The organism is Acetobacterium wieringae (assembly GCF_023700225.1).
GTDB classification, from domain to species: domain Bacteria; phylum Bacillota; class Clostridia; order Eubacteriales; family Eubacteriaceae; genus Acetobacterium; species Acetobacterium wieringae.
In genome coordinates, this window is the sequence record NZ_CP097897.1 from 1,489,046 (window position 1) to 1,515,187 (window position 26,142).

The window sequence follows — 26,142 nt, forward strand, 5'->3', positions numbered from 1 at the left end:
ATGAGTACACCAAAAGTTGCGGTTATCATGGGCAGTGATTCTGATTTTGAGATTGTCAAAAAATGTCTGATTGCGCTGGAGAAATTTGGCATTGAATATGATGTTCAGGTTATCTCAGCCCACCGCAATCCCCACAAAATCTTTGACTATGCCACTACTGCCGAAGATCGGGGGATTGAAGTTTTCATTGCGGCAGCGGGAAAAGCGGCCCACTTGCCGGGAGTTATCGCTGGGATCACACCACTTCCGGTCATTGGCATTCCGATTCAAACCTCTTTTCAAGGTGGACTGGATTCGCTCTTGTCAATCGTTCAGATGCCATCCGGCGTACCAGTGGCCACAGTCGCTGTCAATGGCGCCGAAAACGCCGGGATTTTAGCTCAGATGCTGTCAATCAAATACCCGGAGATCCGCGAAAAAATGAAGGCTTTCAAAATTCAGTTAAACGACGAAGTAATTGCGAAAAATGAAAAGGTTCAGGAAATCTTATAAGACATTTACAAGCACAGCATTGATTTAAATCAAATTTTAAGGAGATTAAAATGGAAAAATTAGAACAGTTATACGAAGGTAAAGCCAAGAAAGTTTTTAAAACCGATAATCCCAACGAATTTATTATTGAGTATAAGGATGACGCGACTGCTTTTAACGGCGAGGTTAAAGGTAGCATTGGCGGTAAAGGGGTCATCAATAATAAAATGACCGGTGTTATCTTTACAATGTTGGAAGAAAAAGGTATCCCCACTCATTTTGTCAAAGTTCTCTCCGAAAACGAACAATTGGTTAAAGCGGTGACGATTTTTCCATTGGAAGTGATTATCCGTAACACCGCCGCTGGTTCTATTTGTAAACGCCTTGGTCTGGAAGAAGGTTTGAAATTAAAATCACCGATTTTTGAATTCTGCTATAAAAATGATGATTTTGGCGATCCGGTTATCAACGATGATCACGCCATCGCCATGGAATTGGCCACCGCTGATGAAATTGCAGTGATTCGCGACATGACCTTTAAAATTAATGAGATCTTAAAAGCGTATTTTCTGGAAAGAGGGATCAACCTGGTCGACTTTAAAATTGAGTTTGGTAAAACCAACGACGGACAAATTGTTCTGGCTGATGAAATCTCACCTGATACCTGTCGTTTTTGGGATGTAAAAACCAATGAAAAACTGGATAAAGACCGCTTCCGTAGAAACCTTGGCCATATCGAAGAAGCCTACGAAGAAATGCTAAAACGGGTTCAGGCATAAAAAATCACTCGTATCATATAAAAATTCAAGTGCGGGAAAAATAAAATCAAATACCTGGAGGATACACACACCAATGATAAATGACAAGTTTCGCGATGAATGTGGAATAATGGGGGCCTATCTCAAATCGAAAGAGAATAATTGTTCTTCCTATATCTATTATGGACTTTATGCGCTTCAGCACCGCGGTCAGGAAAGCGCTGGTATATCAGTTAACAAAGACGGAAAGATTTCGACCCACAAAGAAACGGGCCTGGTCTGTGATGCATTTAAAGGCAACGTATTAAAACAGCTTAAAGGTAATATCGGAATCGGTCACGTTCGTTATTCCACTTCAGGCGAAGATGGGGTCACAAATGCTCAACCATTAACGGTTAATCACAGTATGGGCCAAATAGCTTTGGCACATAATGGAAATCTCATCAATGATAGTGCTTTACGGAACATGCTGGAAGACTCTGGCGTTGTTTTTCAGACGACTATTGATACCGAGGTAATGGTCAACATTTTAGCCAGAGGCCTGCGCCACGGGATGATTGAAGCGATTCAACGAATGGTCGAAATCATCAAGGGGGCCTATGCTCTGGTAATCACGGTTGGCGATAAACTGGTGGGCGTTCGTGATCCCTATGGTTTGCGGCCGCTTTGTATTGGTAAGAAGGATGAAGATTATTTTCTGACATCGGAAAGCTGTGCCCTGGATGCGATTGGGGCGGAACTGGTTCGCGATGTTGAACCCGGCGAAATTGTTGTCATTGACGAAAATGGCTTAACCAGTTATGGCCAAAACAACTGGGTTAAAAAGAAAGCCTGTATTTTCGAGTTGATTTATTTTGCCCGTCCCGATTCGGTGATGGATGAAACATCTGTTTATGCGGCTCGTCATAAAGCTGGCGAAATTCTTGCCAAAGAGTCACCAGTTGAAGCCGATGTAGTCATTGGGGTGCCGGATTCAGGAATTGGCGCAGCCATCGGTTATGCTGAAGCATCAGGGATTCCCTATGGTGTCGGCTTGATTAAAAATAAATACATTGGCCGAACCTTTATTCAACCCAATCAGAAGTTGCGGGAAGAAGGGGTACGGATAAAACTCAACCCATTAAAAGAAACCATTAAAGGCAAACGGGTTATTATTATCGACGATTCCATCGTTCGGGGGACTACCTCCAAACGTCTGGTTGAGATTTTAAGACAGGCTGGCGCAACCGAGGTTCATTTCCGGGTTACCAGTCCGCCAGTCGCCCATACTTGTCACTTTGGAATTGATACACCGCGGCGAAAATACTTGATTGGTGCCAAGAAAACGGTCGAAGAAATCAGAGAAATTCTCGGTGCCGATTCGCTGGCCTATATTTCATTGGAGGGCTTAACCGAATCTGTCGGCGGTAAAACAACCTTCTGCCGGGCCTGCTTTGACGGGGAATATCCGATGGAAGTGCCAATTTTAAATGCCAACGACTAATTGGCAAGTGATGCTAGAAACTGGAACTAAAAATAGATGGAGGAAACATGTCAGAAAATCAGATAAAAACAGATGCCTATCGACAAGCCGGAGTGGACGTTGAAGCGGGTTACGAATCGGTTAAACTAATGAAGGCCGATGTCAAGCGGACCTTTAACGATCGGGTTCTTTCGCACCTGGGCGGATTTGGCGGGCTGTTCGAACTGCCCGCAGGTTATCAGAAACCAGTCCTGGTTTCCGGAACCGATGGCGTTGGTACCAAACTACGGCTGGCCTTTATGATGGATCGCCATGATACCATTGGCATCGACTGTGTGGCGATGTGTGTTAATGATATCTTGTGTCAGGGCGCCCAACCAATGTTCTTTTTGGACTACATTGCCTGCGGCAAAAACTATCCGCAAAAAATTGCCACCATTGTTAAAGGGATTGCTGAAGGTTGTATTCAGGGGAATATGGCCTTAATCGGTGGCGAAACGGCGGAAATGCCTGACATGTATGGCCTGGATGAGTATGATCTGGCCGGTTTTGCGGTGGGCATTGTTGAAAAAGATGATATTGTCACTGGTGCGAATATTGCTGAAGGGGATGTGTTGGTGGGGCTACCATCCTCCGGGGTTCACAGTAATGGTTTTTCGCTGGTTCGAAAGGTTTTATTCAAAGATCTGTCGCTGGACATCAATACCTATGTGGAGGATCTCGGTATGACCCTGGGTGAAGCCCTGCTGACACCGACCCGAATTTATGTAAAAGCCTTGGCCGATCTGATCAAACCATGCAAAATTAAGGGCATGAGCCATATCACTGGCGGCGGTTTCTATGAAAACATACCCCGGATGATTCCTGATGGACTTTGCGCCAAGGTCGATGCCAGTGTAATCGAAACCCTGCCGATTTTTAAATTTATCCAGGAAGCGGGAAAAATTGCCGCTGAAAGCATGTATGCCACCTTTAATATGGGGATTGGCCTGGTGGCTGTTCTGCCAGCTGACCAGGTTGAAGCCTTTCTATCCGGTTTAACTGCCAAGGGCGAAAAGCCGGTTATTCTCGGTTCCATTGTAAAAGGAGAGGAAAAAATCGAGCTATGTCTGTAAAAGCTTTAAAAAAAATCGGTGTGCTGGTTTCCGGTGGCGGAACAAATTTTCAGTCTCTGATTGATACCATTCATCACAAATATGGTGAAATTGTGGTCGTTATTTCCAATAACCGCCATGCCTTTGGTCTGGAACGGGGAGAAGCCGCCGGGATTCCGGCAGTGGCCGTCAATCCCAAGGGTTATCCCAGTAATGAAGCCTTTGATCAAAAAATTGTCGAGATTTTAAGAGGCTATGATGTCGATCTGGTGGTGCTGGCCGGCTATATGAAAATTATTACCCCGGCCTTTGTGGAAGCTTACCCCAATGCCATTATTAACATTCATCCGGCCCTGATTCCATCTTTTTGCGGAGCCGGGTTTTATGGGATGCGTGTTCATCAAGCCGTCATCGATTATGGCGTGAAGGTCACCGGGGCAACGGTTCACTTTGTTAACAAAGTGGCAGATGGCGACCCGGTAATTATGCAGGAAACTGTTATTGTTGCCGAAGACGACACCCCGGAATCGATCCAGCAGAAAGTTCTCAAAATTGAACACGAGCTTTTACCAAAAGCGGTGAAGGCGTTTTGTCTTGATCAATTGTCAGTGACAGGCCGAATTGTCAAAAATAAAACAGTATAGATTTGATAAAAAACACAGGGAACTTATTAGAGTTATAAATTTGGAGGAATAAAATGAGAGCATTGTTAAGTGTATCGGATAAACGTGGGATTGTCGAATTTGCAAAAAAACTGGCAGAAATGGGATGGGAAATCCTGTCTACCGGGGGAACCGCCAAAGCTCTACGAGAAGCAGGATTGACAATTACCGGCGTTTCCGAAGTGACCGGCTTTCCGGAATGTCTGGACGGACGGGTCAAAACCCTGCATCCGAAGATCCACGGTGGGATTCTGGGTATCCGCAATAATCCCGATCATCAGAAACAGATGGCAGAGCTTGAGATTACTCCCATTGATCTGTTGGTCATTAACCTCTACCCATTTAAGAATACGATTCTGAAAGAAGGGGTTGCCTTTGAAGATGCGGTCGAAAACATCGATATCGGCGGACCAACGATGTTGCGCTCGGCAGCCAAAAACTTCAATGACGTAACTGTCGTAGTCGATCCGGAAGACTATGCTGTAGTGCTCGCAGAACTGGAAGCAAACGGTCAAACAAACTATCAAACCCGCTATAAGCTGGCCTTAAAAGTGTTTGAAACGACCTCCAACTATGATACGATGATTGCTGACTACTTAAGAAAACGAATCGACGGGGAAGTCTTACAAGACACCATCACGATGACCTTTGAGAAGGTTCAGGATCTGCGATACGGTGAAAATCCCCACCAAAAAGCTGCTTTCTATGGCGAAGTCGTGCCGGTTAAAGGCGCCCTCACCGCCGCCAAACAACTCCAGGGCAAAGAACTTTCCTATAATAATATCAACGACACCAATGGGGCTCTGGAAATCCTAAAGGAATATGGGGATGAACCCACCATTGTCGCAGTAAAACATGCCAATCCCTGTGGCATTGCCAGTGACGAAAAAATTGCGGTGGCTTACAAAAAAGCCCATGACAGCGATCCGGTTTCGATTTTTGGTGGCATTATTGCCTCGAATCGCTTGATTGATGAGGCCGCCGCCAAAGAAATGGTGGAAACATTCCTGGAAGTAATCGTTGCACCGGGATTTACACCAGAAGCTTTGACAGTGCTGGCCGCGAAACCAAATCTGCGCTTATTGGAGCTGGCCGACATCATTCACAACGAACCCAGCTATGAAGTCAAAAAAGTGATGGGTGGTCTGCTGGTTCAGGAACGTGATACCAGCTTGTATGATGAGTTAAAAGTCGTCACCAAACGTCAGCCCAGCGAAGCCGAAATGGCCGAATTACTGTTTGCCTGGAAAGCGGTTAAAAACACCAAATCCAACGCCATCAGTCTGACTAAAAATAAATGTCTGATTGCCAACGGACCGGGCCAGGTCAATCGGGTCGGCGCTCTGGAAAACGCCATCCGTCAGGCCGGTGAAAACGTCAGAGGCGCAGTGATGGCATCGGACGCCTTCTTCCCCTTTGACGACAGTGTCAAGGCTGCCGCCGCAGCCGGTATTACCGCCATCATCCAACCCGGTGGGGCTGGAAAAGATGCAGATTCAATCAAAGCCTGTGATGAGGCGGGGATTGCGATGGTGTTTACTGGCATGCGCCACTTCAAACACTAGTTTTGCATCGATAATTGCCCGACTTCTGCGTTGGAGACGGTTTTGGCCTTGGTCACGTATTAATAGATACGCTCCCGTCGGCCAAAACCGTCTCCGCCTTGAATTCGAACAATTCTCTTTGCAAAACGAGGTGTTATAAAAAATGAAAGCAAAACGAGGAGAGACAGATGAAAATATTAATGATTGGATCCGGTGGTCGGGAGCATGTGTTGACATGGAAGCTTGCCCAAAGCCCCCGGGTTGAAAAAATATATGCCGCCCCGGGCAACGGCGGCATGGCAGAATTGGCCGAATGTGTGGATTTGTCGGTGGAAGATATTCCCGGCTGTTTGGCTTTTGCCAAAGAACATCAGATTGATCTTACCGTTGTCGGTCCCGAAGTCCCCCTAGTTATGGGAATGGTCGACGCTTTTGAAGCGGCTGGTTTAAAAGTTTTTGGTCCTAACAAACATTGTGCTCAGTTTGAGGGCAGCAAAGCCTTTACCAAGGAATTTTTATTCCGTCACAATATTCCCACGGCGGCCTATAAAGAATATACCGATTTTGATGAAATTATCAAAGATCTGGGTGTTTATGGCTATCCAATGGTAATCAAGGCTGATGGTCTGGCCGCCGGTAAAGGGGTACTGATCCCCGAAAATGAAACCGATGCCCGAGCCGGCATGGAAATGATCATGAAAAAAAGGGAATTCGGAGAAGCTGGCGATAAGGTCGTGATCGAAGAATTCTTAACCGGACAGGAAGCCTCGATGCTCTGTTTTGTCGATGGTAAAACGATTGTCCCGATGGAAAGTGCTCAGGACTACAAACGGGCCTATGACAATGATGAAGGCTTAAATACCGGCGGCATGGGAACCTATTCCCCCAATGTGCTGTTTGCCGATGAAACCCTGAACAAGCGCATCAAAGCAGAGATTCTGGATCCGATTATCAATGGTTTTATTGCCGATGGGATGGATTTTAAAGGTGTTCTGTTTATTGGCCTGATGATTGATAATGGTGTCCCGAAGGTTCTTGAATTTAACGTTCGCTTTGGTGATCCTGAAGCCCAGAGCGTTCTGATGCGGTTGGAATCGGATCTGGTCGAAATCATGGAAGCTGTCATTGATGGCAAGCTGGCTGATTGTGAGATCAAATGGAGTAGTAAAGAAGCTGTTTGCGTAGTCATCGCTTCCGGCGGCTACCCCGGCACTTACGAAAAAGGCAAGGTTATCACCGGCATTGAAGATATGCAAGACTGCGTCGTTTTCCACGCCGGAACCAAGCTGGTCAACGGCGAACTACAAACCAACGGCGGCCGGGTCCTCTGTGTCACAGCGCTGGGCGAAACTCGTGAAGCCGCCAGAAAAACCGTTTACGCCAACATCGGCAAAATCCACTTTGAAGGCGCCCAATACCGAACTGATATTGCAAAGTTTAACTAGCGGAAATTCATACTAAATTTGAAACTGAGCATAGTGACTTGGTTATGGATAATCCAACCCATTAATTTAAGAATTAGTGGGTTTTTCCATTTTAGGTTTGCACTGGGTTGAATTAAAGTCTAAAATAGAGGGTATAAAATTAAAAAATCCTGGTACAAAAAAATCAATCAGCTTAGCGTTGGTTGGCACGACGACTCCGATCATTTGAAGATGAACCGGTCGCTCGCAGCTGATAAACACAGCTGATTAGCATAAGCATGAGGAGTTAACGTGAAAAATAATATTAGTTTTATCGGTTGCGGAAACATGGCAAAGGCTATGATTGGTGGTTTGGTAAAGGGTGAATTATTCCGGCCGGAAAATATTCACTGTTATGATCCTGAAGACGCCGCCAGAGCTCAGGTGGCGGAAGAATATGGGGTTACGATTCAGGATTCCAATATAGCCGTGGCAGCCCAGGCAGACTATCTGGTTTTGGCAGTGAAACCCTTTTTATATGGCAAGGTGCTGGCGGAAATTGCCGGGAGTATCAAACCGTCGGTAATTATCGTCTCGATTGCAGTCGGTGTTGGCTTTGATGACATCAAGGAATTTTTGGGCAGCGATGTTAAAGTAATCAGAACCCAGCCTAGCACTCCGGCATTTGTCGGAGAATCCGATTCAACTCTGTGTCCAGATGATATCATGACGCAAGAGGACATTCAGGATATCATCACGATTTTTGAGAGCTTTGGTAAAGCTGAAATTATCAGTGAGAAGCTGATGGACGTGGTGCCCGGAATCGCCAGCTCAGCACCGGCCTATACGATGCTGCTGATTGAGGCCATGGCCGATGGTGGGGTTCTTCATGGCTTCCCCCGGGATCAGGCCTATCGCTTGTCAGCCCAGGCAGTTTACGGTGCTGCCAAACTGGTTCTGGAATCTGGCGAACATCCCGGAAAACTCAAAGATCAGATCTGTACCCCCGGAGGCACCACCATCGAAGCCGTCCGGGTTCTGGAAGCCAAAGGCTTCAGGGACGCTATAATTTCAGCCGTAGATGCCTGCGCCAGAAAATCATTGGCAATGAGTAAAAAGAAAGCATAACTTTTAGATTTGGTTAATCCATTAAGGAGATGATTTATCATGGATGAAGGATTAATTAAAAAAATACGAAGAAATATGAGTCTCGAAGAAATGGTATCCCTCTGTTCGGGCCGAACCGACTGGGAAACCGTGGGCTATTCCAAATACGGCATCGAGCCGGTATTTATGGCTGACGGCCCCCATGGCATGCGGGTGATTGAGAATGACGGAGCCCTGGGGATTCCCCAGGGTAAACCGGCCACCTGTTTTCCGCCAGCAGTACTATCGGCCTGTTCCTGGGACGAAGGACTGCTTGAATTTGTGGGCCGCACCATTGCGCTGGAGGCCCGGAGCATGGGCGTTGATCTAATTTTGGGGCCCGGCATCAATATTAAGCGATCGCCTTTGTGCGGACGTAATTTTGAATATTTTTCAGAAGATCCGCTGTTGTCAGGCCGGTTGGGGAAAAGTTTTATTCTCGGCGCAAAAGATCATGGCGTAGGAACGACAGTCAAGCATTATCTGGCCAACAATCAGGAAACCCGGCGTATGACGGTGGATGAAAAGATTGATATCCGGGCGCTGCGGGAAATTTATTTAAAACCCTTTGAGATCGCCATCAAAGAAGGAAAACCGATGGCGGTGATGTGTTCCTATAACAGCATCAATGGCAAGTTTGTCTCCCAGAGCAATTATTTTCTGACCCAACTGCTTCGCAATGAGTGGGGGTTCGATGGGATCGTCATCTCCGATTGGGGGGCTGTCTATGATCGGGTTCGAGGGGTATTGGCGGGAATGGATCTGGAAATGCCCGGCAATGGCGGTGTCAATAATCAAAAGATATTTGACCGGATCAAAGAAGGGAAACTGAAAGTCACCATTCTCAATGAGATGGTGGAACGGCTGATTCGGTTTTCCTTTCAGGCTAAGGAAAACCGTCGCAATTATGCTACTAATCTGGAAATTGAACCAAAAGGTCATCACAAAATCGCCCAACTGGCGGCGGTTGAAAGTATGGTGCTGCTTAAAAATGAAGCGTGTATTCTGCCCATTGATCGGACCAAAATCAAGAAGCTGGCGATTATCGGAAGCATGGCTTTTGATCCCCGCTATCAGGGCAGCGGCAGCTCAAAAATAAATCCCTACCATATCGATTCACCTTATGAACGGATTAAAAAATTGGTGGGCGATGAAATCCAGTTGTTCCCCCATCAGGGCTATATTCATGATGAGGTGGTGGAGCAGATTCATTTGGCCGAGCAGGCGGAGGAAGTCGCAAAAAACTCCGAAATGGCCTTGTTATTCGTGGGTTTGCCGGATCACGATGAGTCAGAAGGTTATGACCGGACCCATTTGCATCTGCCCCAAAAACAGCTTGCCCTGATCCGTAAGATCTGCAAGGTTCAACCTAAGACGGTGGTGATTGTTCAGAATGGCGGCGTTGTTGATATGAGCTGGGAACACCAACCCCAGGCCATCGTCGAGATGTTTTTAGGCGGTCAGGCGGGCGGTGATGCCATTGCCAAGCTTTTATTTGGCGAAAATAATTTCTGCGGCAAGCTGGCGGAAACCATTCCAATGCGGCTGGAAGACACCCCAGCTTATATTAATTTTCCGGGAATCCATGATGAGGTTGTTTACGGCGAAAGTATTTTTGTCGGCTACCGTTATTACGACTTTACGAAGAAGAAGGTCCGTTTTCCCTTTGGATTTGGGCTCAGCTACACCGATTTTAACTATGAACCGATTGATGAGCCAGCGTTAACAATCGATGCAGAAAAAATGGTTACCGTTAGATGCCGTGTTACCAATTCCGGCGTAATGAACGGTAAGGAAATTGTTCAGTTATACACGGGAAAATCAGATACCGCCATCCTGCGGCCACTGCGGGAACTGCGGGCCTTTAAAAAAGTCTTCATCCCGGCGGGGCGTTCGGCCGAGGTCAGCTTTGAGTTGGGACTCAGTGATTTTTGCTATTATAATCCCACCACCAAATCCTGGGAACATGAGTCGGGCAGTCACCAGATCTATATCGGGTCATCCAGCCGGGATTTGCCGATTGTCTATGCGGTTCAGATTACCAAAGATCTGATCCATCCGATCAACCCCTTATCCTATCTCAGCGATTTTGAAAAAACCGAGCGGGGACAGACGATCTTAAAACTACTGCTCTCGGGCTTTGAAGAAATCATGGGGGATGACCAGACCAGAGAAGATGACTTTTTTATGACGATGCTGGCCAACACCCCCTTGCGCAAACTGGTTGAGTTTTCCAATGGCATCTTCACCGAAGAATGTATTGATAAGATTATTGAACTGGTCAATTCAGATCAGTCACTGGAAGGGATTACCTTCGAAAAGTTGGTTAATTGCACCGAAAAGAAAAAGGGTTTTTTCAAAAGTCTTTTCGGTGGTAATGAGGAAGAGTACCTCTGTATCCATTCTAAAGTTCGGGATCTGGTCGAGGATGAGGATGTTATGCAGATTCTCCGAAATTATTTTGGTGACGAAACTTTTGAAAGTGACTATCTGCAAATGGCCATCAAAATGGGAATCTGCTTTGATAAGGCTCAGAAATTACTGCCCGATGACTTTTTCTCCGATGAAAAGCTTAAGGATATCGATCGGGATCTCAAAGCACTGGCAAAGCTAAAAAAGAAGTAAGATGATTAACGAGAAAGCGTACCGATTTGTTTTGATCCATAATCGGTACCTTCTCTTTGTCAGGCTGGGGTATTAGTTTAAAATAGTTCAGCAAATAATAATTAAGAAGGAAAGCAAAAGATGAATACACTCACCATTGATACATCCACCATGGTGGCAACGGTTGCCATATTAAACGAAGAAAAATTAGTCGGCGAAATGATTATCAATCATCAAAAAAAACATTCCGAGAAACTGATGATTGCTATTGATCATTTGCTCAGTGATGGGGGTCTTTCGATTCAGGATATTGATGTTTTCGGCATTGTTTCCGGTCCCGGTTCCTTTACCGGCTTGCGCATTGGTATGGCGACCGTCAAGGGCTTTGCTCAGGCTCTGAATAAACCGGTAGTAGGAGTATCCACCCTGGAAAGCCTGGCCATGAATATTCCCTTTGCCAATGGTCTGATCTGTCCGATTCTGGATGCCCAGCGTAACCAGACCTATACTGGTGTTTTTCATTTTGAAGACGGCCAACTGGTTCAGGATCTGGCCGATGCGGTGATGGAAATTGATAAGCTCATTACTTTTTTACAAGGGCGAAAAGAGACCATCTATTTCTTGGGTGATGGCTTACCCCGCTTTTCACAAATCCTGCAGGGAGCGATTCCTACCGCCCGGATCGTTCCCAATTATCTCAACATGAACCGAGCCTCGTCAGCCGCTGCCCTGGTCCTTAAGCGGGCCTTAAAGGGGGCGACCAGCCATTATCGGGAAGTGGAACCCTTTTATATTCGGCCTTCCTACGCCGAAGAGCATAAAAAATGATGATCCATTATCGACTGATGGAGTCCCGGGATGTCCCCGGCGTTTTTAAGGTGGATCAGGCCTGCTTTTCACACAATTGGACCGAGGATTCCTATAAGGCAGAAACTAACAATATCCTCTCCAATTATATTGTCGCTGAATTAGATGGCGAAATTATTGGTTTTGGTGGCTTCTGGCAGGTGATTGATGAAGCCCACATTACCAATATCGCAGTACTGGAAGCCTATCGCCAGACCGGGGTGGGGCAAAATATTATCAATGCAATGCTGGCCCTGGCACTGGAGCAAGGTTGTGTGGCGATGACCCTGGAGGTACGAGGGGATAATCAGCCGGCTATCAATTTTTATTTAAAAAACCAATTTACCCGGCAAGGACGACGCAAAGATTACTATGGCACGGGAATGGACGGAATCATCATGTGGAGGTACAAACTTGAATAAAACCATCAAAATAGTTACAGTGTTGCTGGGAATCCTTTTTCCGGTTATTATTTTTATCAGCGGCATTGAAGCAGCGGTGTTTGACAAAGCGTTTTACATGGATCAGATGGAAAAAAATCAGGTCACTGATAACACTGGTATCTATCCCCCAGATATGGAACTGGTGGTCGATGAAATCATCAGCTACCTCAAGGGCGACCGGAAGGATTTTGACATCCAGGCCCGTTTAGCCATTGGAAGTGCCAAAAACGTTGTCGACAGTGTTTCAATTTTTAATGACAAAGAAATCACCCATATGGACGATGTCAGAGACTTGTTGCTTTTCTTTCTCGGTCTTCGGGACGCCGCTCTGATTCTGGCGCTGATCGCTTTTCTGGTGCTGTTAAAATACGATCGCCAGGCCATTATCAAGGCCTTGTTCTATGGATCGGCCACGTTTATGGTGATCTTGCTGATTGTTGGTGCGAGTTTTATTTTTAATTTCAATAACACCTTTATCCTCTTCCATCAGTTATTTTTTTCCAACGACTTATGGATTATGGATCCTTCCACCGACCGACTGATCTGGATTGTCCCCGAGCCCTTCTTCTTCGCCATGATCGGTCGAATGGTCATCTATATTCTAATGCCCCTGGGACTCACCACCCTGGGAATGGGGCTGGTTTTGAAAAAGAAAAACATAAAAATAAATAACGAGTAATTCTAATCGAGGTAAACATGAAAATTCTTAGTATTGAGACATCCTGTGACGAAACATCCGTGGCCATTGTTGAAGATGGCCGGAACATATTGACCAACCGGATTTATTCCCAGATTGATATTCATCAGAAATATGGGGGCGTGGTACCAGAGATTGCCTCCCGCAACCATGTCACCAAACTGCCCTACATTATCGACGAAGCCCTGGCAGAAAGTAAACTATCTCTGGCCGAGGTGGACGCCATTGCCGTGACCAACGGTCCCGGTCTGGTGGGAGCGCTGCTGATTGGGCTCTCCACAGCCAAAGCAATGGCTTACAGTCTCGGAAAACCGTTAATCGGGGTACACCATATTGAAGGCCATATTGCCGCTAATTTTTTGCAGTTTCCGGAGCTTGCACCGCCATTTTTGACATTGGTGGTATCCGGCGACCACAGTCATCTGGTCCTGGTGGAAGATTATCAGACCTTCAAGGTACTGGGTCGAACCATCGATGATGCGGCCGGAGAAGCCTTTGACAAAATTTCCCGGGTTTTGGGCTTGGGATATCCCGGCGGTCCGGCCATTGATGCTGCGGCCAAAAATGGCAACCCCGAGGCGATCGCTTTTCCCAGGGTGATGCTGGATAAAACTGAGTATAATTTTAGCTTCAGCGGTTTGAAATCGGCGGTGCTCAATTACCTCAACGGCAAGAAAATGAAAAATGAGGCGGTCAATCCCGATGATGTGGCCGCATCGTTTCAGCTGGCCGTTATCGAGGTGCTGGTCAGCAAAACCATTGCCTGTGCCAACAGTATTGGCATGAAGAGTATCTGCATGGCGGGCGGGGTGTCCTGTAATTCGTTGCTGCGAAAAATGATGGGACAGGCAGCCGCTGATGCGGGCATGACCTTGTACTATCCAGATCCTATTCTCTGTACCGATAACGCCGCTATGATCGGTTCGATGGCTTACTATAATTATATCAATGGGGAAGAGAGCGACCTAAGTCTCAATGGCATTCCGGGTTTAAAAATCGGAACCCGTCAATAAAGGCAGACAGGAAATACGGCCTGTCGACAAAAGGGTAGACACGTTTATATAAAGAGAAGTGTACCATCTTTAAAAATTAAAACAATCTTAAAAAAAATTAAGATGAACGAAAAGGGAAAAAATACTTGCAATCAATCTGCAAATCATTTAAAATACTATTAGCACTCAAGATGAATGAGTGCTAATAAATGAAATAAAAGGTACAGCGTACCCAATATAATCAAATGGAGGAAAAAATGAGTTTAAGACCTTTAGGTGACAAAGTAGTAATTAAAGTTAAAGCTGAAGAAGTAAAAACTGTTGGTGGAATTGTTTTACCAGGATCAGCCCAGGAAAAACCACAGCAGGGTAAAGTAGTGGCTGTCGGAACTGGCGAAATTATCGATGGTAAAAAGGTGCCATTGGATGTTAAGGTAGATGATGAAGTTATCTATTCCAAATATTCCGGCAATGAAGTAAAAATTGGCGATGAAGAGTTTTTAATCATCCGTCAGGCTGATATTTTAGCAATTGTAGAATAATAAAATTTAGAAAAACAGGAGGAAAATAATATGGCTAAAGAGATTAAATTTCGTGAAGACGCCAGAGCATCTCTGATCACTGGTGTAGATAAATTAGCAAATACTGTTAAGGTGACATTAGGACCAAAAGGAAGAAATGTTATTTTAGCTAAATCATACGGTTCACCAACTATCACCAATGATGGGGTAACCATTGCCAAAGAAATTGAGCTGGAAGATGCCTTTGAAAACATGGGTGCTCAACTGGTTAAGGAAGTTGCTACTAAAACAAATGACGTCGCAGGGGACGGAACAACCACAGCTACTTTATTGGCTCAGGCAATTGTTCGTGAAGGTAACCGTAACGTTGTTGCCGGTGCAAACCCAATGGTTCTTAAAAAAGGGATTGAAAAAGCAGTTGCGACTGTTGTCGAAGAATTAAAAGCAAACAGTAAAAAAATTGAAAGCAAAGAAGCAATCGCTCAGGTTGCATCCATTTCGGCAGCCGATGCCGAAATTGGAAAACTGATTTCCGAAGCGATGGACAAAGTCGGTGATGACGGCGTTATCACCGTTGAAGAAGGCAAAGGAATGGGTACTGAACTGGAATTTACCGAAGGGATGCAATTCGACCGGGGCTACTTATCAGCTTATATGGTCACTGACACCGAAAAAATGGTTGCCATCCTGGATAATCCCTATATCTTAATCACCGACAAAAAAATCTCCAACATCCAGGAAATTTTACCAGTTTTAGAACAAATTGTTCAAACCGGCAGCAAGCTGTTAATCATTGCTGAAGATGTAGAAGGAGAAGCTCTGGCAACATTGGTTGTTAATAAATTACGGGGAACCTTTAACTGTGTCGCAGTAAAAGCTCCTGGCTTTGGCGATCGTCGTAAAGCAATGCTGGCTGATATTGCCGCATTAACTGGTGGAGAAGTGATCTCGGACGAATTAGGCTTAGAATTAAAAACCACAACCATTGAACAATTAGGCCGTGCCCGTCAGGTAAAAGTTGACAAAGAAGATACCATTATTGTTGAAGGTAGCGGAAATAAAGAGGCTGTTGAAGAACGAATCCGTCAGATCAAAGCGCAGATTCCAGAAACTTCTTCCGAATATGATAAAGAAAAACTTCAGGAACGTTTGGCTAAATTATCCGGCGGCGTAGCAGTTATCCAAGTTGGTGCAGCCACTGAAACTGAACTGAAAGAAATCAAATACCGTATCGAAGATGCATTAAATGCGACTCGGGCAGCGGTTGAAGAAGGCGTTGTATCCGGTGGCGGTACCGCTTATATTAATGCGATTCCAAAGGTTGACGCTTTAATTGAAACCCTGGAAGGCGACGAAAAAACCGGCGCTGGTATCATCCGTCGGGCGATTGAAGAACCAATGCGACAAATTGCTGAAAATGCTGGTCTTGAAGGATCGGTTATTGTTTCACAAATGGCTGGTAAAGCTGTTGGCGTTGGCTATGATGCTTCTAAAGGCGAATTTGTTGATATGTTCAAAGCGGGCATTATTGACCCGACCAAGGTTACCCGTTCAGCGATTCAAAATGCCGCCAGTGTTTCGGCAATGTTCTTAACCACTGAAGTAGCGGTTGCTGATCTTCCAAGCGAAGATGCCAGTATGGGCGGAATGCCAGGTGGCATGGGCGGAATGCCAATGATGTAAGCCTCCGGCTGCATCAGTAGATAAACTAAAATAATTAATATAAGCAACCAAAAAGGCAGTCTCTCGCGAGGCTGCCTTTTTAATTGCGGTTTTAGAAGCATTTAGTCGACATTGTAGGGGATCCCGGCGAATAGCACTTCCATCTCCGGTTGTTCCAGCTCTGCCAGTTTGATAATGAGACCATTGATTAAAGTGATCAGGGCTTGGGCATCGGGAGATTCATCATCGATCGGTTTGGCAGCATAAAGGGCAACCAGCATGGTGTTGCGGGTGGTTCCTTTCACTTCTTTAAACAGGGTATTTAATACCTTTTTTTCATTTTTAGTCAGTTCCATTTCTTCCTCCAATAATATATTATTGCTTTATTAAACGATTGTTACTCGGTTTCCAGAGCCAGTAAGGCGACTTCCCAGGAATCCGTTAACTCAGATAATTGCTGTTTGAGTGCTTCATAGGACAGATTGATCTCAGCTGCCAAAGCCAGGTTATCATAGAAATCCGGAGCACACATGGCAGTTTCAATGGATTCGATTTTCTGTTCAGTCACTAGTATGGTTTCTTCAATTTCCTTAACCTGCTTCTTCAAGAGCCGAATACGGGCTTCTTCTTCTTTTTGCTTTTTGCGATCCGTTCGCTGCTGTGTTTTGGTTACAATTGTTTTATTCTCTTCGGCCAGAACAGCTGCCCGGGCGGAAGCATCCGCCTTTTGTTTTAAATAGTCATCATAGTTGCCCAGATGGATTTCCATCCCATCAGCTGAGAACTGGTAGATCTGGGTTGAAATTCGATTTAAAAAATACCGGTCATGGGAGATAAACAGTAAGGTGCCCTCATATTGGCTCAAGGCATTTTCAAGGATTTCTTTGGTGTCCATGTCAATGTGATTGGTCGGCTCATCCATCAATAAGAAGTTGGACTGAGAAATCATCAAGCGGGCCAACAGCAACCGGGCCTTTTCACCGCCAGATAGGGTGCCAATCGGTTTAAAGACCTCATCGCCGACAAATAAAAAGGCCGCCAGGATATTGCGCAATTCGCCTTCAGTCAGTTTCGAATCGACATCCCACAGGGCTTCCAGCAGATTTTCATTGTAGAATTGCTTCAGAGCCTGATGTTCCTGATCGAAATAACCGATATGGACCTTCTGACCCAGTCGGATTTCGCCGGCATCGGCGACCAACTTTTTCTGCAAAATGCGAAAAAGGGTTGTTTTTCCGGCACCATTGGGTCCAATGATGCCGATTTTATCACCGCGATGAATTTCAAAATTCATATTCTGAAAAAGCAGACGATCGCCAAAGGATTTTTTAATCCCTGTCACCGCCAAAACGTCATTGCCGCTTTTAACCCGGGGGACAAAGCTGAAATGGCTGTTATGAGCAGTTTCGACCTTGTCGAGCAACTCAATCTTACTGAGGGCTTTTTCCCGGCTTGAAGCCCGTTTTGAGCTTTTGATGGAGTTATAAGCCCGGAACCGGTCGATGACTTCCTGCTGGTGTTTGATTTCTTTAAGTTGTTGTTGATACTGATGATTTTGTTCCATCATATCCTGTCGCTTTTTTAGTGCATACTGGGTATAATTGCCTTGATATTCTTTGATGTTTTTCTGGGATACTTCGATAATTGAAGTACAGACTTTATCGATAAAATAGCGGTCATGAGACACGATGACAAAAGTACCGGGGTAATTTTTAAGATATTGTTCCAACCACTGCAGGGCATCGATATCGAGGTAGTTGGTGGGCTCATCCAATAAGAGCAGTTCCGGTTCCTGAAGTAGGATCTGGCCCAACGTAGCACGGGTTTTTTCACCGCCGCTAAGCATCGAGAAGGCTTTAGTTTGATCTTCGGGCTTAAAACCGAGGCCATTGATGACACCCCGAATTCGGCTGGGGTATTCATAACCGTGTTGTTCGGCAAAACTTTCTTGCAATTCCCCAAACTCCAGCATCAGTTTTTCCTGCTCTGCCCCGGTGCTGTCGGCAATGGCAGCGCCAATTTGTTTGATTCGCTTTTCCATGTCGATCAGCGGTTTAAATACATCAGTGAGCATTTCGAGTAGGGTTGTGTTCTCGGCAATTGTGGACTCCTGAGATAAATAGCTGATGGTTAGTCCGTTTTTTTTGCTGATTCGTCCGGTATCAGGGATCAGTTCGCCAGTAATCAGCTTAAGCAGCGTCGATTTTCCGGTACCATTGCGGCCGACCAGACCGATTTGTTTTTTTTCATTAATGGATAGATTAAGATTATTAAAAATTTCATGAATGCCATAACTAAAATGCAAATTTTCGATATTGATTAACATTATTTCACCTGTTTTCGTTTTTGTTCAGTCATTTGAGTTCACTTTTACTATTCTATCAAAAAAAACGGCAAATTAAAATGAATAATTTGACGTAATTGGTTCATATTGATATAATTAGTTGACTATCCGAAAGAAAGGAGAAGTAATCATGCATCGCTTCTCAAAAAAAGTATCAATGACCGTCGTAAAACGGTTACCGAAATATTATCAATATTTAAGTGATTTACAACTCAATGATATCGAAAAAATATCATCCCGGGAATTAGCAAGTCTGATGGGTCTGACAGCTTCTCAAATTAGACAGGATTTGAATTCTTTCGGGGGGTATGGACAACAGGGGTACGGCTATAATGTGGGAGAATTAAAGGAGGCTATCAAGGAAATTTTGGGTCTTGATAGTGAATATAATTGTATTATCATTGGTGGCGGGAATATGGGTCATGCCATCGCAAACTACGAACGATTTAAGCGGGAAGGTGTGATTTTAAAAGGCGTCTTCGATGTTGATCCATTGACTGTAGGTACAGTCGTTGGCAGTGTAGTAGTAAAACATATGGATGAACTTGATGAATTTGTCAAAGCGAATGAAATTGACATCGCCATTTTGTGTGTGCCCCGGGAAGTCGGTCAGAAAGTTGCAACCCGGATTACAGAACTGGGTGTGAAAGGTATCCTCAATTTTAGCCCATTGGATTTGGATGTTCCCAGTGATGTAGTGGTTGAGAATGTTAACATTACAGATAGTTTATTCACGTTAACTTATCTGCTGGGTGAGTAAAAGATTAGTTGTAGAGTATGGGAAGAGTTTGATTTTCTTTAATCAGGCTCTTTATATTTTGCTCAAAAAAGAAAACACAACTGCGGATATATCGGTGAATTAAAAAAGAAACACTTTCTTTGTGTTTCTTTTGTTTTATAACAAGTTATTTAAACATGATTTTCGTAGTTTTTGATTTACTTCCCACTGGAGCTCTTAAAATTAATAAAATCCAGAACCTCTTGCTTATAGCTTTCCGGGAAAGAGAAGTACGAAGAAAAAGAATCCACTTCTTCGTTGGAAAAAACGTAAGATTTCAAAAATTCTTCACATGTCATCGGTTTCGGGTTGCTTGGTAAAAGCTTTGGCTGATCGGTTCTACATAATAAATAGTCCACAGAAACTTCAAAGAAATCTGCAATTTTTATCAGTAATTGGTTTTCAGGTAAGTTTTTATCTTTTTCATACTTGGAGATAGAGCTTTTATTTAGATAGAAAAGATTGGCAAAATTCTCCTGTGTTAATCGTTTTGAAATCCGCAACGCTTTTAATCGGCTGCCAAAAGTATTGTTTTCCATTTTTTCACCTTCTTTCAGTTTAGAATTGTTGGCATAAATGCACTGCCTATAGCGTAATTATACCACGTCTTTAACATTTGTCAAGATTTACGGTTGAATTAAAGGAATAAATCTTAAAGGGATAAAGCATCAAAAAGGCGCTCTTGCTTCTCTTAAGAGTCGTAGACATTCTCCGTATTTGACTTTTTCTGGAGATGCTTCATTGGCTGGAAATGGACTTTCCAGAGACTGACTGCTAAGTGCCGTCTCAGTTATTGTGTCAAATAATGCATTAAAGTCCGTATTGGCAGGAGGATCAGTTGATTTGCGTTTTGATTTTCCGTCTTCGGTTATAATTTCATCGTAACTCAGAGTGACGAGCGTTGATCCGTTAAAGGTTGCCTGAAGAAATCCCTGATAGCCATCATGGTCGGGGTTGCTGGTGATTGAATAAGTATCGAGGGTGTCAATTTTTATTGGTTCATGATCACCTTTGCTGGCCAGATCCAGAATTGCCTTGGACAAACTGATAAATTTTTCGGATGTTTGTGTCGCACCGGATATAGCGTCAGTTTCATCAGGATTTTGCGACATCAGCAATTCGCTATAAAGGCGGAGATAGAGAGCACTTAAATTTGCCACAGCCAGATTGGGCCAGGTTTTGTCAGAACCCTCGACAGACAGGCGATCAGACTTGTTTTTGTCGATTTCGTTTAAGGTTACCCGTGTAATTAGGCCGTTTTTTATTAAAATGTTCAATTGTTGGCCATAGCCCCGAGTGTCATAATATTTTGTGCTTGCGGAATACTGACCATCGATCAGGGCGCCAGAAATATCTGCCGAAAAAATTGAACCAGTTGCGGGATCATTGATCAGTTCTTTTTCAACGCAGCCAGTCAATAAAAGCGATAGCAAACCTGAGACCAGGAGGATGATCACCAGCCGCAGGCCGATATGATTTTTGGATTCGTTCTTTTGCATCTTTCTCACCAATGTTTGGATTTGCATTTAATAAGCCGAAGCGTTCATCAGTGGCGGAACAATCTGTTTTTTTCGGGAGAAAACGCCATTCATGTATTTACTGAATTCTCCCGGCTGAAAGCCAAAAGCCAGTTGAGCAAGGTTTTTAGCCTCACCAGCGATGATCAGTTCGGAGCCTCCCAATATAATATCGGTAACCATTAAAATCGCCAGATCCAGGCTCTCTTCTTCACACAATTTATTCATTTCCAGCAGAACCCCATCCAGCTTGTCAAAGATACCCCGGAAATCTCCAGTATTGATTTGTGAAACCCCAATTTTATAGGCTCCCATGGTGAATAGCTTCCGATCGGTGGAGATAATTTCAAAGGGGTGCATTTCTTTTAAATTACTGCCAGCCACTAACATTTTTTCGCCGTAACTCTTAACATCGAGATTCAAAATTTTCCCTAATTCCAGGGCAATAACCCGGTCTTCTTCAGTGCAGGTGGGAGAATTAAAAAGCAGCGTATCCGAGATAATTGCGCTGAGCATCAGTCCGGCCATATCTTTGGGGATGGCAACCTGATGCTCATGGTACATTTTGGCGACAATGGTGGCGGTGCAGCCAACTGGTTCAATTCGCAGATACAGTGGTGTAGCAGTTTGGATTTCAGCGACCCGATGATGGTCAATCACTTCAATGATTTCAGCTTCTTCAACGCCAACGATCGACTGGTTGCGTTCGTTGTGGTCGACCAGAATCACTTTTTTCCGGCTAAAGTCAATCAGGTTGCTACGGGAAATGGTTGAAAGAACCCTTCCGTCGACATCCACCACGGGGAAACGCTCATGATCTGAGGTTAGCATGTTTTTTTTGACATCATCGATGGTTTCGTAAGGCATGAAATATTCCAGATGGTGTTTCTGGTAATATTTTTTGATCGGAATTCCCTGACAGAGTAACCGGATGACTTCGAAGGGACCAAAGGCGACAATCAATACGGCCCCCTGGTAATTTTTGGGAATATCAAAAACGATATCTGGAGATGCATTGGAAACAATAATAATTCCGGCACCAGTGGCAAAGGCCCGGTTGAGATAGATATCCTGTGAAACGGTAACTAAAATGTCTCGACTGCTTAAGGTTTGACCATCCTCGATTTCGGTAATGGTATAAACATCGCCCCGCACTAGTTCGGATTTGATTGAGCCATAAACCTGAGCTTCAAGTAAATCAATGATGTTATCCAGTGGGGTTTCGCTGTCCCGCAGCAGCGATTTTGAAAAAGCATCGGTGTAGGCGGGAATAATATCGGACAGGGAAACCATCCCAATGAGCTGCTCTTCATCGCTGATTACAGGTAAGGAGCGGCCAGGATGATCAATAATCTGGCCCATGGTTTTTGAAACGGAGTCTTTTTCATAGGCCATCGAAAAATCAGTCAGCACCAGGTCTGAAACCTGGGGTTTGACATCTTTGATCAGTTCGGGTAAGCTGACGCCAAAGGTATCGAGAACAAACTGGGTCTCCTTATTAACGGGGCCCAGCCGGGCGGGAAAGACCAGAGTATGTCCCAGGGTTTGTTTTAAATGAGCATAGGCAATGGCTGAACAGATGGAATCGGTATCCGGATTGCGGTGTCCGAAGACATATATTTTTGGGGTCATCGGTGGATCTCCTTATTTATTTAGATAATGAATGCGTATTTAAAAATCGTAGGATATCTTTATAGACTAATTCTCGTTTATCTTCGTTTAGAATTTCATGTCGCATCAGCGGATAGAGAATCGACTCGACGTTTGCGACACCGAGTTTTTTTAGCTGCTGAGTTAGCTGCATTACTTCTTTGCCCATGCCGCCAACGGGGTCATCCCGGCCAGCTAAAAAAAGCAAGGGAAATTCGCTGGGAATTTTTTGAGATTCGACGTTTTGGTGGTGTAATCAAGACCATAAAACAAATCTCGGTAAAACCCGGCACTACAGGTAAAACCACAGAGATCATCGCTTAAATAGGCATCGACGTTGGATTTACTCAGGGAGATCCAATCATATTCAGTTCGGTTGGGTTTAAACTTTTTATTATAGCTACCAAAGGATAGCTTGGATAATAGTTTAGAGGGGGTGGTTTCACCATTTTTGCGGATCTCCCGGCGGGCAATGATGCTGGCGGTTTTGCGCATTAAGTTGTTGATACCGACAGTTGTGCCGATGATGATTGCCCCTTCATATAATTCTGAATAATCAATGATGGTTGTGCGGGTAACCACCGACCCCATACTATGACCAGTGATAAACAGCGGCAGTTCTGGATAGGCTTCTTTAAGCGCTCCAGAAATTTCTTTGACATCGGAAACAACCCGCTCCCAGCCGTTGCCACTGGAAAAAAAGCCCAGGTTACCAGCGTCTTTGCCGGTTTGGCCATGGCCCCTTTGATCGTGTGTCACTGCCAGGTAGTGATTGTGAAATAAAAAATTCATTAACTCATGATAGCGTTGGGCATGTTCAGCCATGCCATGAACAATCTGAACAATACCCTTTGGTTTTGCGGGGCAGGGGGTTTCGTAATAGGTCAGTTTGACCTCATCAGATGCATAAAAACCATTGGTTGTTAAATCAATCATTTGCGATCCCTTCTTTCATTTGGTCTTCTTAAATCTATTGTCACATTATAACAAAATACCTTAAAAAAAACAGGTTTCCCGTACTAAAAAAGCGGTAATCAGTGTATAATTGAGATAATATCATGGGATAAGGGGTATTGACAATGAAATTAACGGTACTGAGCACGAATAGACGACTCAGCCAGAATCGATGAAACGACCGTTATTATGGGGCTTTTTTACCCTGAGCCTGGGCATTATTGGGGTTTTTGACCACTGGCCAGTGTGGTTGTTGCTTGGCGCAGCTGTTTTGCTGGCAATAATGCCGTTTTTGCTTAAAGATACCAAAATAAGCCAGGTGGCATTTGTTCTTGGCTTGTTCGGTTTTGGGGTAGTTTTGGGCTCCGGAGCCTTCCCGGAGACGGATATTCTAGGCAGCTTTTATGAACGGGAGGTGTCCCTGATCGGAGTCGTTAATGATTACCCGATTCGCACCGAAAATCGGTTAACGATCAATCTGACAGCTCGTGAAATAGTAGATGCTGACGATGAAAACAATCGTTTTGACAAGACTGCTGGGATCAGAGCAACCGTCTACTATCAAAGTGATGAAGATACCGCAGAGGAGCATGTTTCATTAACGACCAACGAAGAGCCGCAATTCGATCTGGCACCTGGAGATCTGGTGTTAATGAAGGGGAAATTATCTCAACCATCAGGTCAAAGAAACCCAGGCGGATTTGATTATGGACTCTATCTTAAAGCCCTGTCAATTGAGGGATTGCTGACGGTTAAACCGGAAAATATCCGCCAAATTGGTCATCAAGTGCGTCTGTATGATCGAATCTTGGGTATTAAACACCACCTGGAACACCAGGCGGAGCTCAATTTTTCAAACGATGTGGCAGATTTGCTCAAGGGCGTTGTTTTTGGTGAGAAAAATATCAATGAGGAACTTGGCCAGAGCTTTCAGGACGCTGGAGTGACCCATGTTTTATCGGTTTCCGGACTCCATGTGGGCTATGTGTTCTTGATGCTTTCTTCTCTGCTGTTCATTTTGAAGATTAAAAAGCAGTACTGGATTTTATTTTTAGTTCCTGCTTTGTTATTTTATGTTGCCCTCACCGGTTTTGCGGCACCGGTGATCCGAGCTGCCATCATGCTTCTTTGTCTCACTGGCGGCCAGAGACTGCACCGAGAGCGGGATGCCCTGAATCAGCTGTGTTTGGCGGGAATAATAATTCTTTTTATCTGGCCTGCCCAGCTTTTTCAGGCCGGGTTTCAACTTTCCATGGGTGCAATGTTGGGGATCATTCTTTTTTATCTCCCGTTGTTGTATGCTTATGAAAAACACCGAAATAAAAAACGGGTTAACCCAAAAATCAAAGCGGGACCGGTGATTCAAGGTCTGGTGCTGACTTTTTGCGCCACGGTGGGAACCCTGCCGATTGTGCTTTACCACTTTAAGAGCTTTACACTGATGAGTTTCTTGTCTAATTTGCTGGTGGTGCCGCTGGTTGGTGCGTTTTTGTTGGTGGGGATGGTTTTTTTGGCAATCGTTGCGATTGTTCCCGGGTTAGCCCCCATCATATCAGTGCCGATCGAATTTTTAGGGGAATCCATCGTAGTGGTGCTCAAAGGAATTAATGATCTGGGAAATGCCGTAAATTTTGTGAGAATCAGTCGGGGCGGATTATCCCTGGCTGAAATGGCACTGGCGTTGTTGCTGGTCTTTCTGTTTTCCGGCTATTTTTATCTCCGGCAACCCTATGTTCGAAATACAGTGTTAAGTTTTGCACTGGTGTTGGTGCTGATTGTGGCAGCAGCACCGCTGTTGCCCAGAAATCTGGTCGTTACTGTTTTGGATGTGGGTCAGGGCGACAGCATTTTAATTGAGACTCCGGGTGGTCAGAATTATCTGGTTGATGGGGGCGGCTATCTTTTTGAACGAAGCAATCGGGTCGCAGATCGGGTACTCTACCCGGTTCTTTATGCTAAAAACATCAGGGGACTGGATGCCATCTTTTTAACGCATAACCATGTTGATCATAGTCAGGGGGTTGAAGAATTGATCTTTGACGGTTATCCGGTCGAGAATCTCTTTATGAGTGTCCAGACCAACAATGACGAACTTCTCAATCAACAGCTGGTTCCAGTGTCCTTATTAAAAAAAGGATCAGTGGTAAAAGGGCGTGACGGCGTAACCATTACGGTGTATAATCCAGACGGTTCGATCCGTCCGGTAGCAGATGAAGAGCAGAATAACGCGTCGCTGGTGATGGCTCTTTCCTATCAAAATTTTAATCTATTATTGTGTGGAGATGTAGAAACCGAGGTCGAAAAACAGTTGATTGCCGAATTGCAGGCCGAAAGCGATGAACGGGACTTTCAAGTGATCAAAATTCCTCACCATGGCAGTAAAACCTCATCTTCGCTGGCTTTTTTACAGGTGGTGGAGCCGGAAACTGCAGTGATTTCAGTGGGTGCCAATAATTCCTTTAATCATCCCAGTGATGAAGTAATGAATCGTTTGGAGGAAGAAGCTATCGCAGCACTGCGAACCGATCAAAAGGGCGCTGTGGAAATTACCAGCAATGGTGAATTCATTCGCATTAAAAGCTATATAAATTAAA

At 44.7% G+C, this 26,142-nt stretch carries 24 protein-coding genes; 17 read left to right on the forward strand and 7 right to left on the reverse strand.

The features are described 5' to 3' along the window. The 15 genes from purE (at position 1) to groL (ending at position 16,326) form a co-directional block, all read left to right on the forward strand. Positions 1-492, forward strand: coding sequence for a 5-(carboxyamino)imidazole ribonucleotide mutase (gene purE / locus CHL1_RS07175; RefSeq protein WP_250935646.1), 492 nt, complete (start codon positions 1-3; stop codon positions 490-492). A gap of 50 nt (positions 493-542) precedes the next feature. Beyond that, the gene (purC, locus tag CHL1_RS07180) at positions 543-1,250 is read left to right on the forward strand and encodes a phosphoribosylaminoimidazolesuccinocarboxamide synthase (RefSeq protein WP_070372083.1); all 708 of its coding nucleotides are present in this window, start codon (positions 543-545) and stop codon (positions 1,248-1,250) included. 73 nt (positions 1,251-1,323) lie between these two features. Beyond that, positions 1,324-2,712: an amidophosphoribosyltransferase gene (gene purF, locus CHL1_RS07185; RefSeq protein WP_070372082.1), complete on the forward strand. Its 1,389-nt coding sequence runs from the start codon at positions 1,324-1,326 to the stop codon at positions 2,710-2,712. A 47-nt stretch (positions 2,713-2,759) separates the two neighbouring features. Continuing rightward, positions 2,760-3,806, forward strand: a complete 1,047-nt coding sequence (gene purM / locus CHL1_RS07190; protein ID WP_250935647.1) for a phosphoribosylformylglycinamidine cyclo-ligase — start codon at positions 2,760-2,762, stop codon at positions 3,804-3,806. After that, on the forward strand, positions 3,797-4,429 hold the full coding sequence (gene purN, locus CHL1_RS07195) for a phosphoribosylglycinamide formyltransferase (RefSeq protein ID WP_250935649.1): 633 nt from the start codon (positions 3,797-3,799) through the stop codon (positions 4,427-4,429). The genes purM and purN overlap by 10 nt, the downstream gene beginning before the upstream one ends. 53 nt (positions 4,430-4,482) lie before the next feature. Further along, positions 4,483-6,012, forward strand: coding sequence for a bifunctional phosphoribosylaminoimidazolecarboxamide formyltransferase/IMP cyclohydrolase (purH, locus tag CHL1_RS07200; protein WP_070372079.1), 1,530 nt, complete (start codon positions 4,483-4,485; stop codon positions 6,010-6,012). A gap of 167 nt (positions 6,013-6,179) precedes the next feature. After that, the gene (gene purD, locus CHL1_RS07205) at positions 6,180-7,436 is read left to right on the forward strand and encodes a phosphoribosylamine--glycine ligase (RefSeq protein ID WP_250935651.1); all 1,257 of its coding nucleotides are present in this window, start codon (positions 6,180-6,182) and stop codon (positions 7,434-7,436) included. Positions 7,437-7,706: 270 nt separating this feature from the next. After that, complete coding sequence (gene proC, locus CHL1_RS07210; RefSeq protein WP_250935653.1) at positions 7,707-8,522, forward strand: pyrroline-5-carboxylate reductase; 816 nt, start codon at positions 7,707-7,709, stop codon at positions 8,520-8,522. A gap of 39 nt (positions 8,523-8,561) precedes the next feature. Continuing rightward, complete coding sequence (locus tag CHL1_RS07215) at positions 8,562-11,165, forward strand: glycoside hydrolase family 3 C-terminal domain-containing protein (RefSeq protein WP_250935655.1); 2,604 nt, start codon at positions 8,562-8,564, stop codon at positions 11,163-11,165. A 120-nt stretch (positions 11,166-11,285) separates the two neighbouring features. After that, positions 11,286-11,972, forward strand: a complete 687-nt coding sequence (gene tsaB, locus CHL1_RS07220) for a tRNA (adenosine(37)-N6)-threonylcarbamoyltransferase complex dimerization subunit type 1 TsaB (RefSeq protein ID WP_250935657.1) — start codon at positions 11,286-11,288, stop codon at positions 11,970-11,972. After that, entirely contained in the window at positions 11,969-12,412 is a 444-nt protein-coding gene (gene rimI / locus CHL1_RS07225) for a ribosomal protein S18-alanine N-acetyltransferase (protein ID WP_250935659.1), read from the forward strand. Before tsaB ends, rimI begins: the two co-directional genes overlap by 4 nt. After that, positions 12,405-13,112 (forward strand): TIGR01906 family membrane protein, encoded by a 708-nt coding sequence (locus CHL1_RS07230; RefSeq protein WP_250935661.1) that lies wholly within the window; start codon positions 12,405-12,407, stop codon positions 13,110-13,112. Before rimI ends, CHL1_RS07230 begins: the two co-directional genes overlap by 8 nt. Before the next feature lie 17 nt (positions 13,113-13,129). Next, positions 13,130-14,143 (forward strand): tRNA (adenosine(37)-N6)-threonylcarbamoyltransferase complex transferase subunit TsaD, encoded by a 1,014-nt coding sequence (tsaD, locus tag CHL1_RS07235; RefSeq protein ID WP_250935663.1) that lies wholly within the window; start codon positions 13,130-13,132, stop codon positions 14,141-14,143. Positions 14,144-14,379: 236 nt separating this feature from the next. Further along, positions 14,380-14,664 (forward strand): co-chaperone GroES, encoded by a 285-nt coding sequence (gene groES, locus CHL1_RS07240; protein WP_070372072.1) that lies wholly within the window; start codon positions 14,380-14,382, stop codon positions 14,662-14,664. A 30-nt stretch (positions 14,665-14,694) separates the two neighbouring features. Continuing rightward, complete coding sequence (groL, locus tag CHL1_RS07245) at positions 14,695-16,326, forward strand: chaperonin GroEL (RefSeq protein ID WP_250935665.1); 1,632 nt, start codon at positions 14,695-14,697, stop codon at positions 16,324-16,326. A gap of 101 nt (positions 16,327-16,427) precedes the next feature. Here the strand turns inward: groL and CHL1_RS07250 are convergent, their stop codons facing one another. Continuing rightward, positions 16,428-16,661: a hypothetical protein gene (locus tag CHL1_RS07250; protein WP_070372070.1), complete on the reverse strand. Its 234-nt coding sequence runs from the start codon at positions 16,659-16,661 to the stop codon at positions 16,428-16,430. A 41-nt stretch (positions 16,662-16,702) separates the two neighbouring features. Next, positions 16,703-18,631, reverse strand: a complete 1,929-nt coding sequence (locus CHL1_RS07255; RefSeq protein WP_250935666.1) for an ABC-F family ATP-binding cassette domain-containing protein — start codon at positions 18,629-18,631, stop codon at positions 16,703-16,705. 148 nt (positions 18,632-18,779) lie between these two features. Between CHL1_RS07255 and CHL1_RS07260 the strand changes: the two genes are divergently transcribed. Beyond that, entirely contained in the window at positions 18,780-19,409 is a 630-nt protein-coding gene (locus tag CHL1_RS07260; RefSeq protein ID WP_250935668.1) for a redox-sensing transcriptional repressor Rex, read from the forward strand. Between the two features lie 176 nt (positions 19,410-19,585). Here the strand turns inward: CHL1_RS07260 and CHL1_RS07265 are convergent, their stop codons facing one another. From CHL1_RS07265 to CHL1_RS07285, 5 genes are all read right to left on the reverse strand, one after another. Then, a complete protein-coding gene (locus CHL1_RS07265; RefSeq protein ID WP_026394608.1) occupies positions 19,586-19,966 on the reverse strand; it encodes a helix-turn-helix domain-containing protein in 381 nt (126 codons plus the stop codon). Between the two features lie 129 nt (positions 19,967-20,095). Beyond that, a complete protein-coding gene (locus CHL1_RS07270) occupies positions 20,096-20,926 on the reverse strand; it encodes an FMN-binding protein (protein ID WP_250935670.1) in 831 nt (276 codons plus the stop codon). 27 nt (positions 20,927-20,953) lie between these two features. Then, positions 20,954-22,576, reverse strand: coding sequence for a putative manganese-dependent inorganic diphosphatase (locus CHL1_RS07275; RefSeq protein WP_250935672.1), 1,623 nt, complete (start codon positions 22,574-22,576; stop codon positions 20,954-20,956). A gap of 16 nt (positions 22,577-22,592) precedes the next feature. Beyond that, entirely contained in the window at positions 22,593-22,802 is a 210-nt protein-coding gene (locus CHL1_RS07280) for an alpha/beta fold hydrolase (RefSeq protein ID WP_250935674.1), read from the reverse strand. Next, on the reverse strand, positions 22,790-23,530 hold the full coding sequence (locus CHL1_RS07285; protein WP_250935676.1) for an alpha/beta fold hydrolase: 741 nt from the start codon (positions 23,528-23,530) through the stop codon (positions 22,790-22,792). The genes CHL1_RS07280 and CHL1_RS07285 overlap by 13 nt, the downstream gene beginning before the upstream one ends. 190 nt (positions 23,531-23,720) lie before the next feature. Here CHL1_RS07285 and CHL1_RS07290 point away from each other — a divergent pair, with 190 nt between their 5' ends. Beyond that, positions 23,721-26,141 carry a DNA internalization-related competence protein ComEC/Rec2 gene (locus CHL1_RS07290; protein ID WP_250935678.1) on the forward strand — a complete coding sequence of 807 codons (2,421 nt, stop codon included), beginning with the start codon at positions 23,721-23,723 and terminating at the stop codon, positions 26,139-26,141. Position 26,142 lies beyond the last annotated feature (1 nt).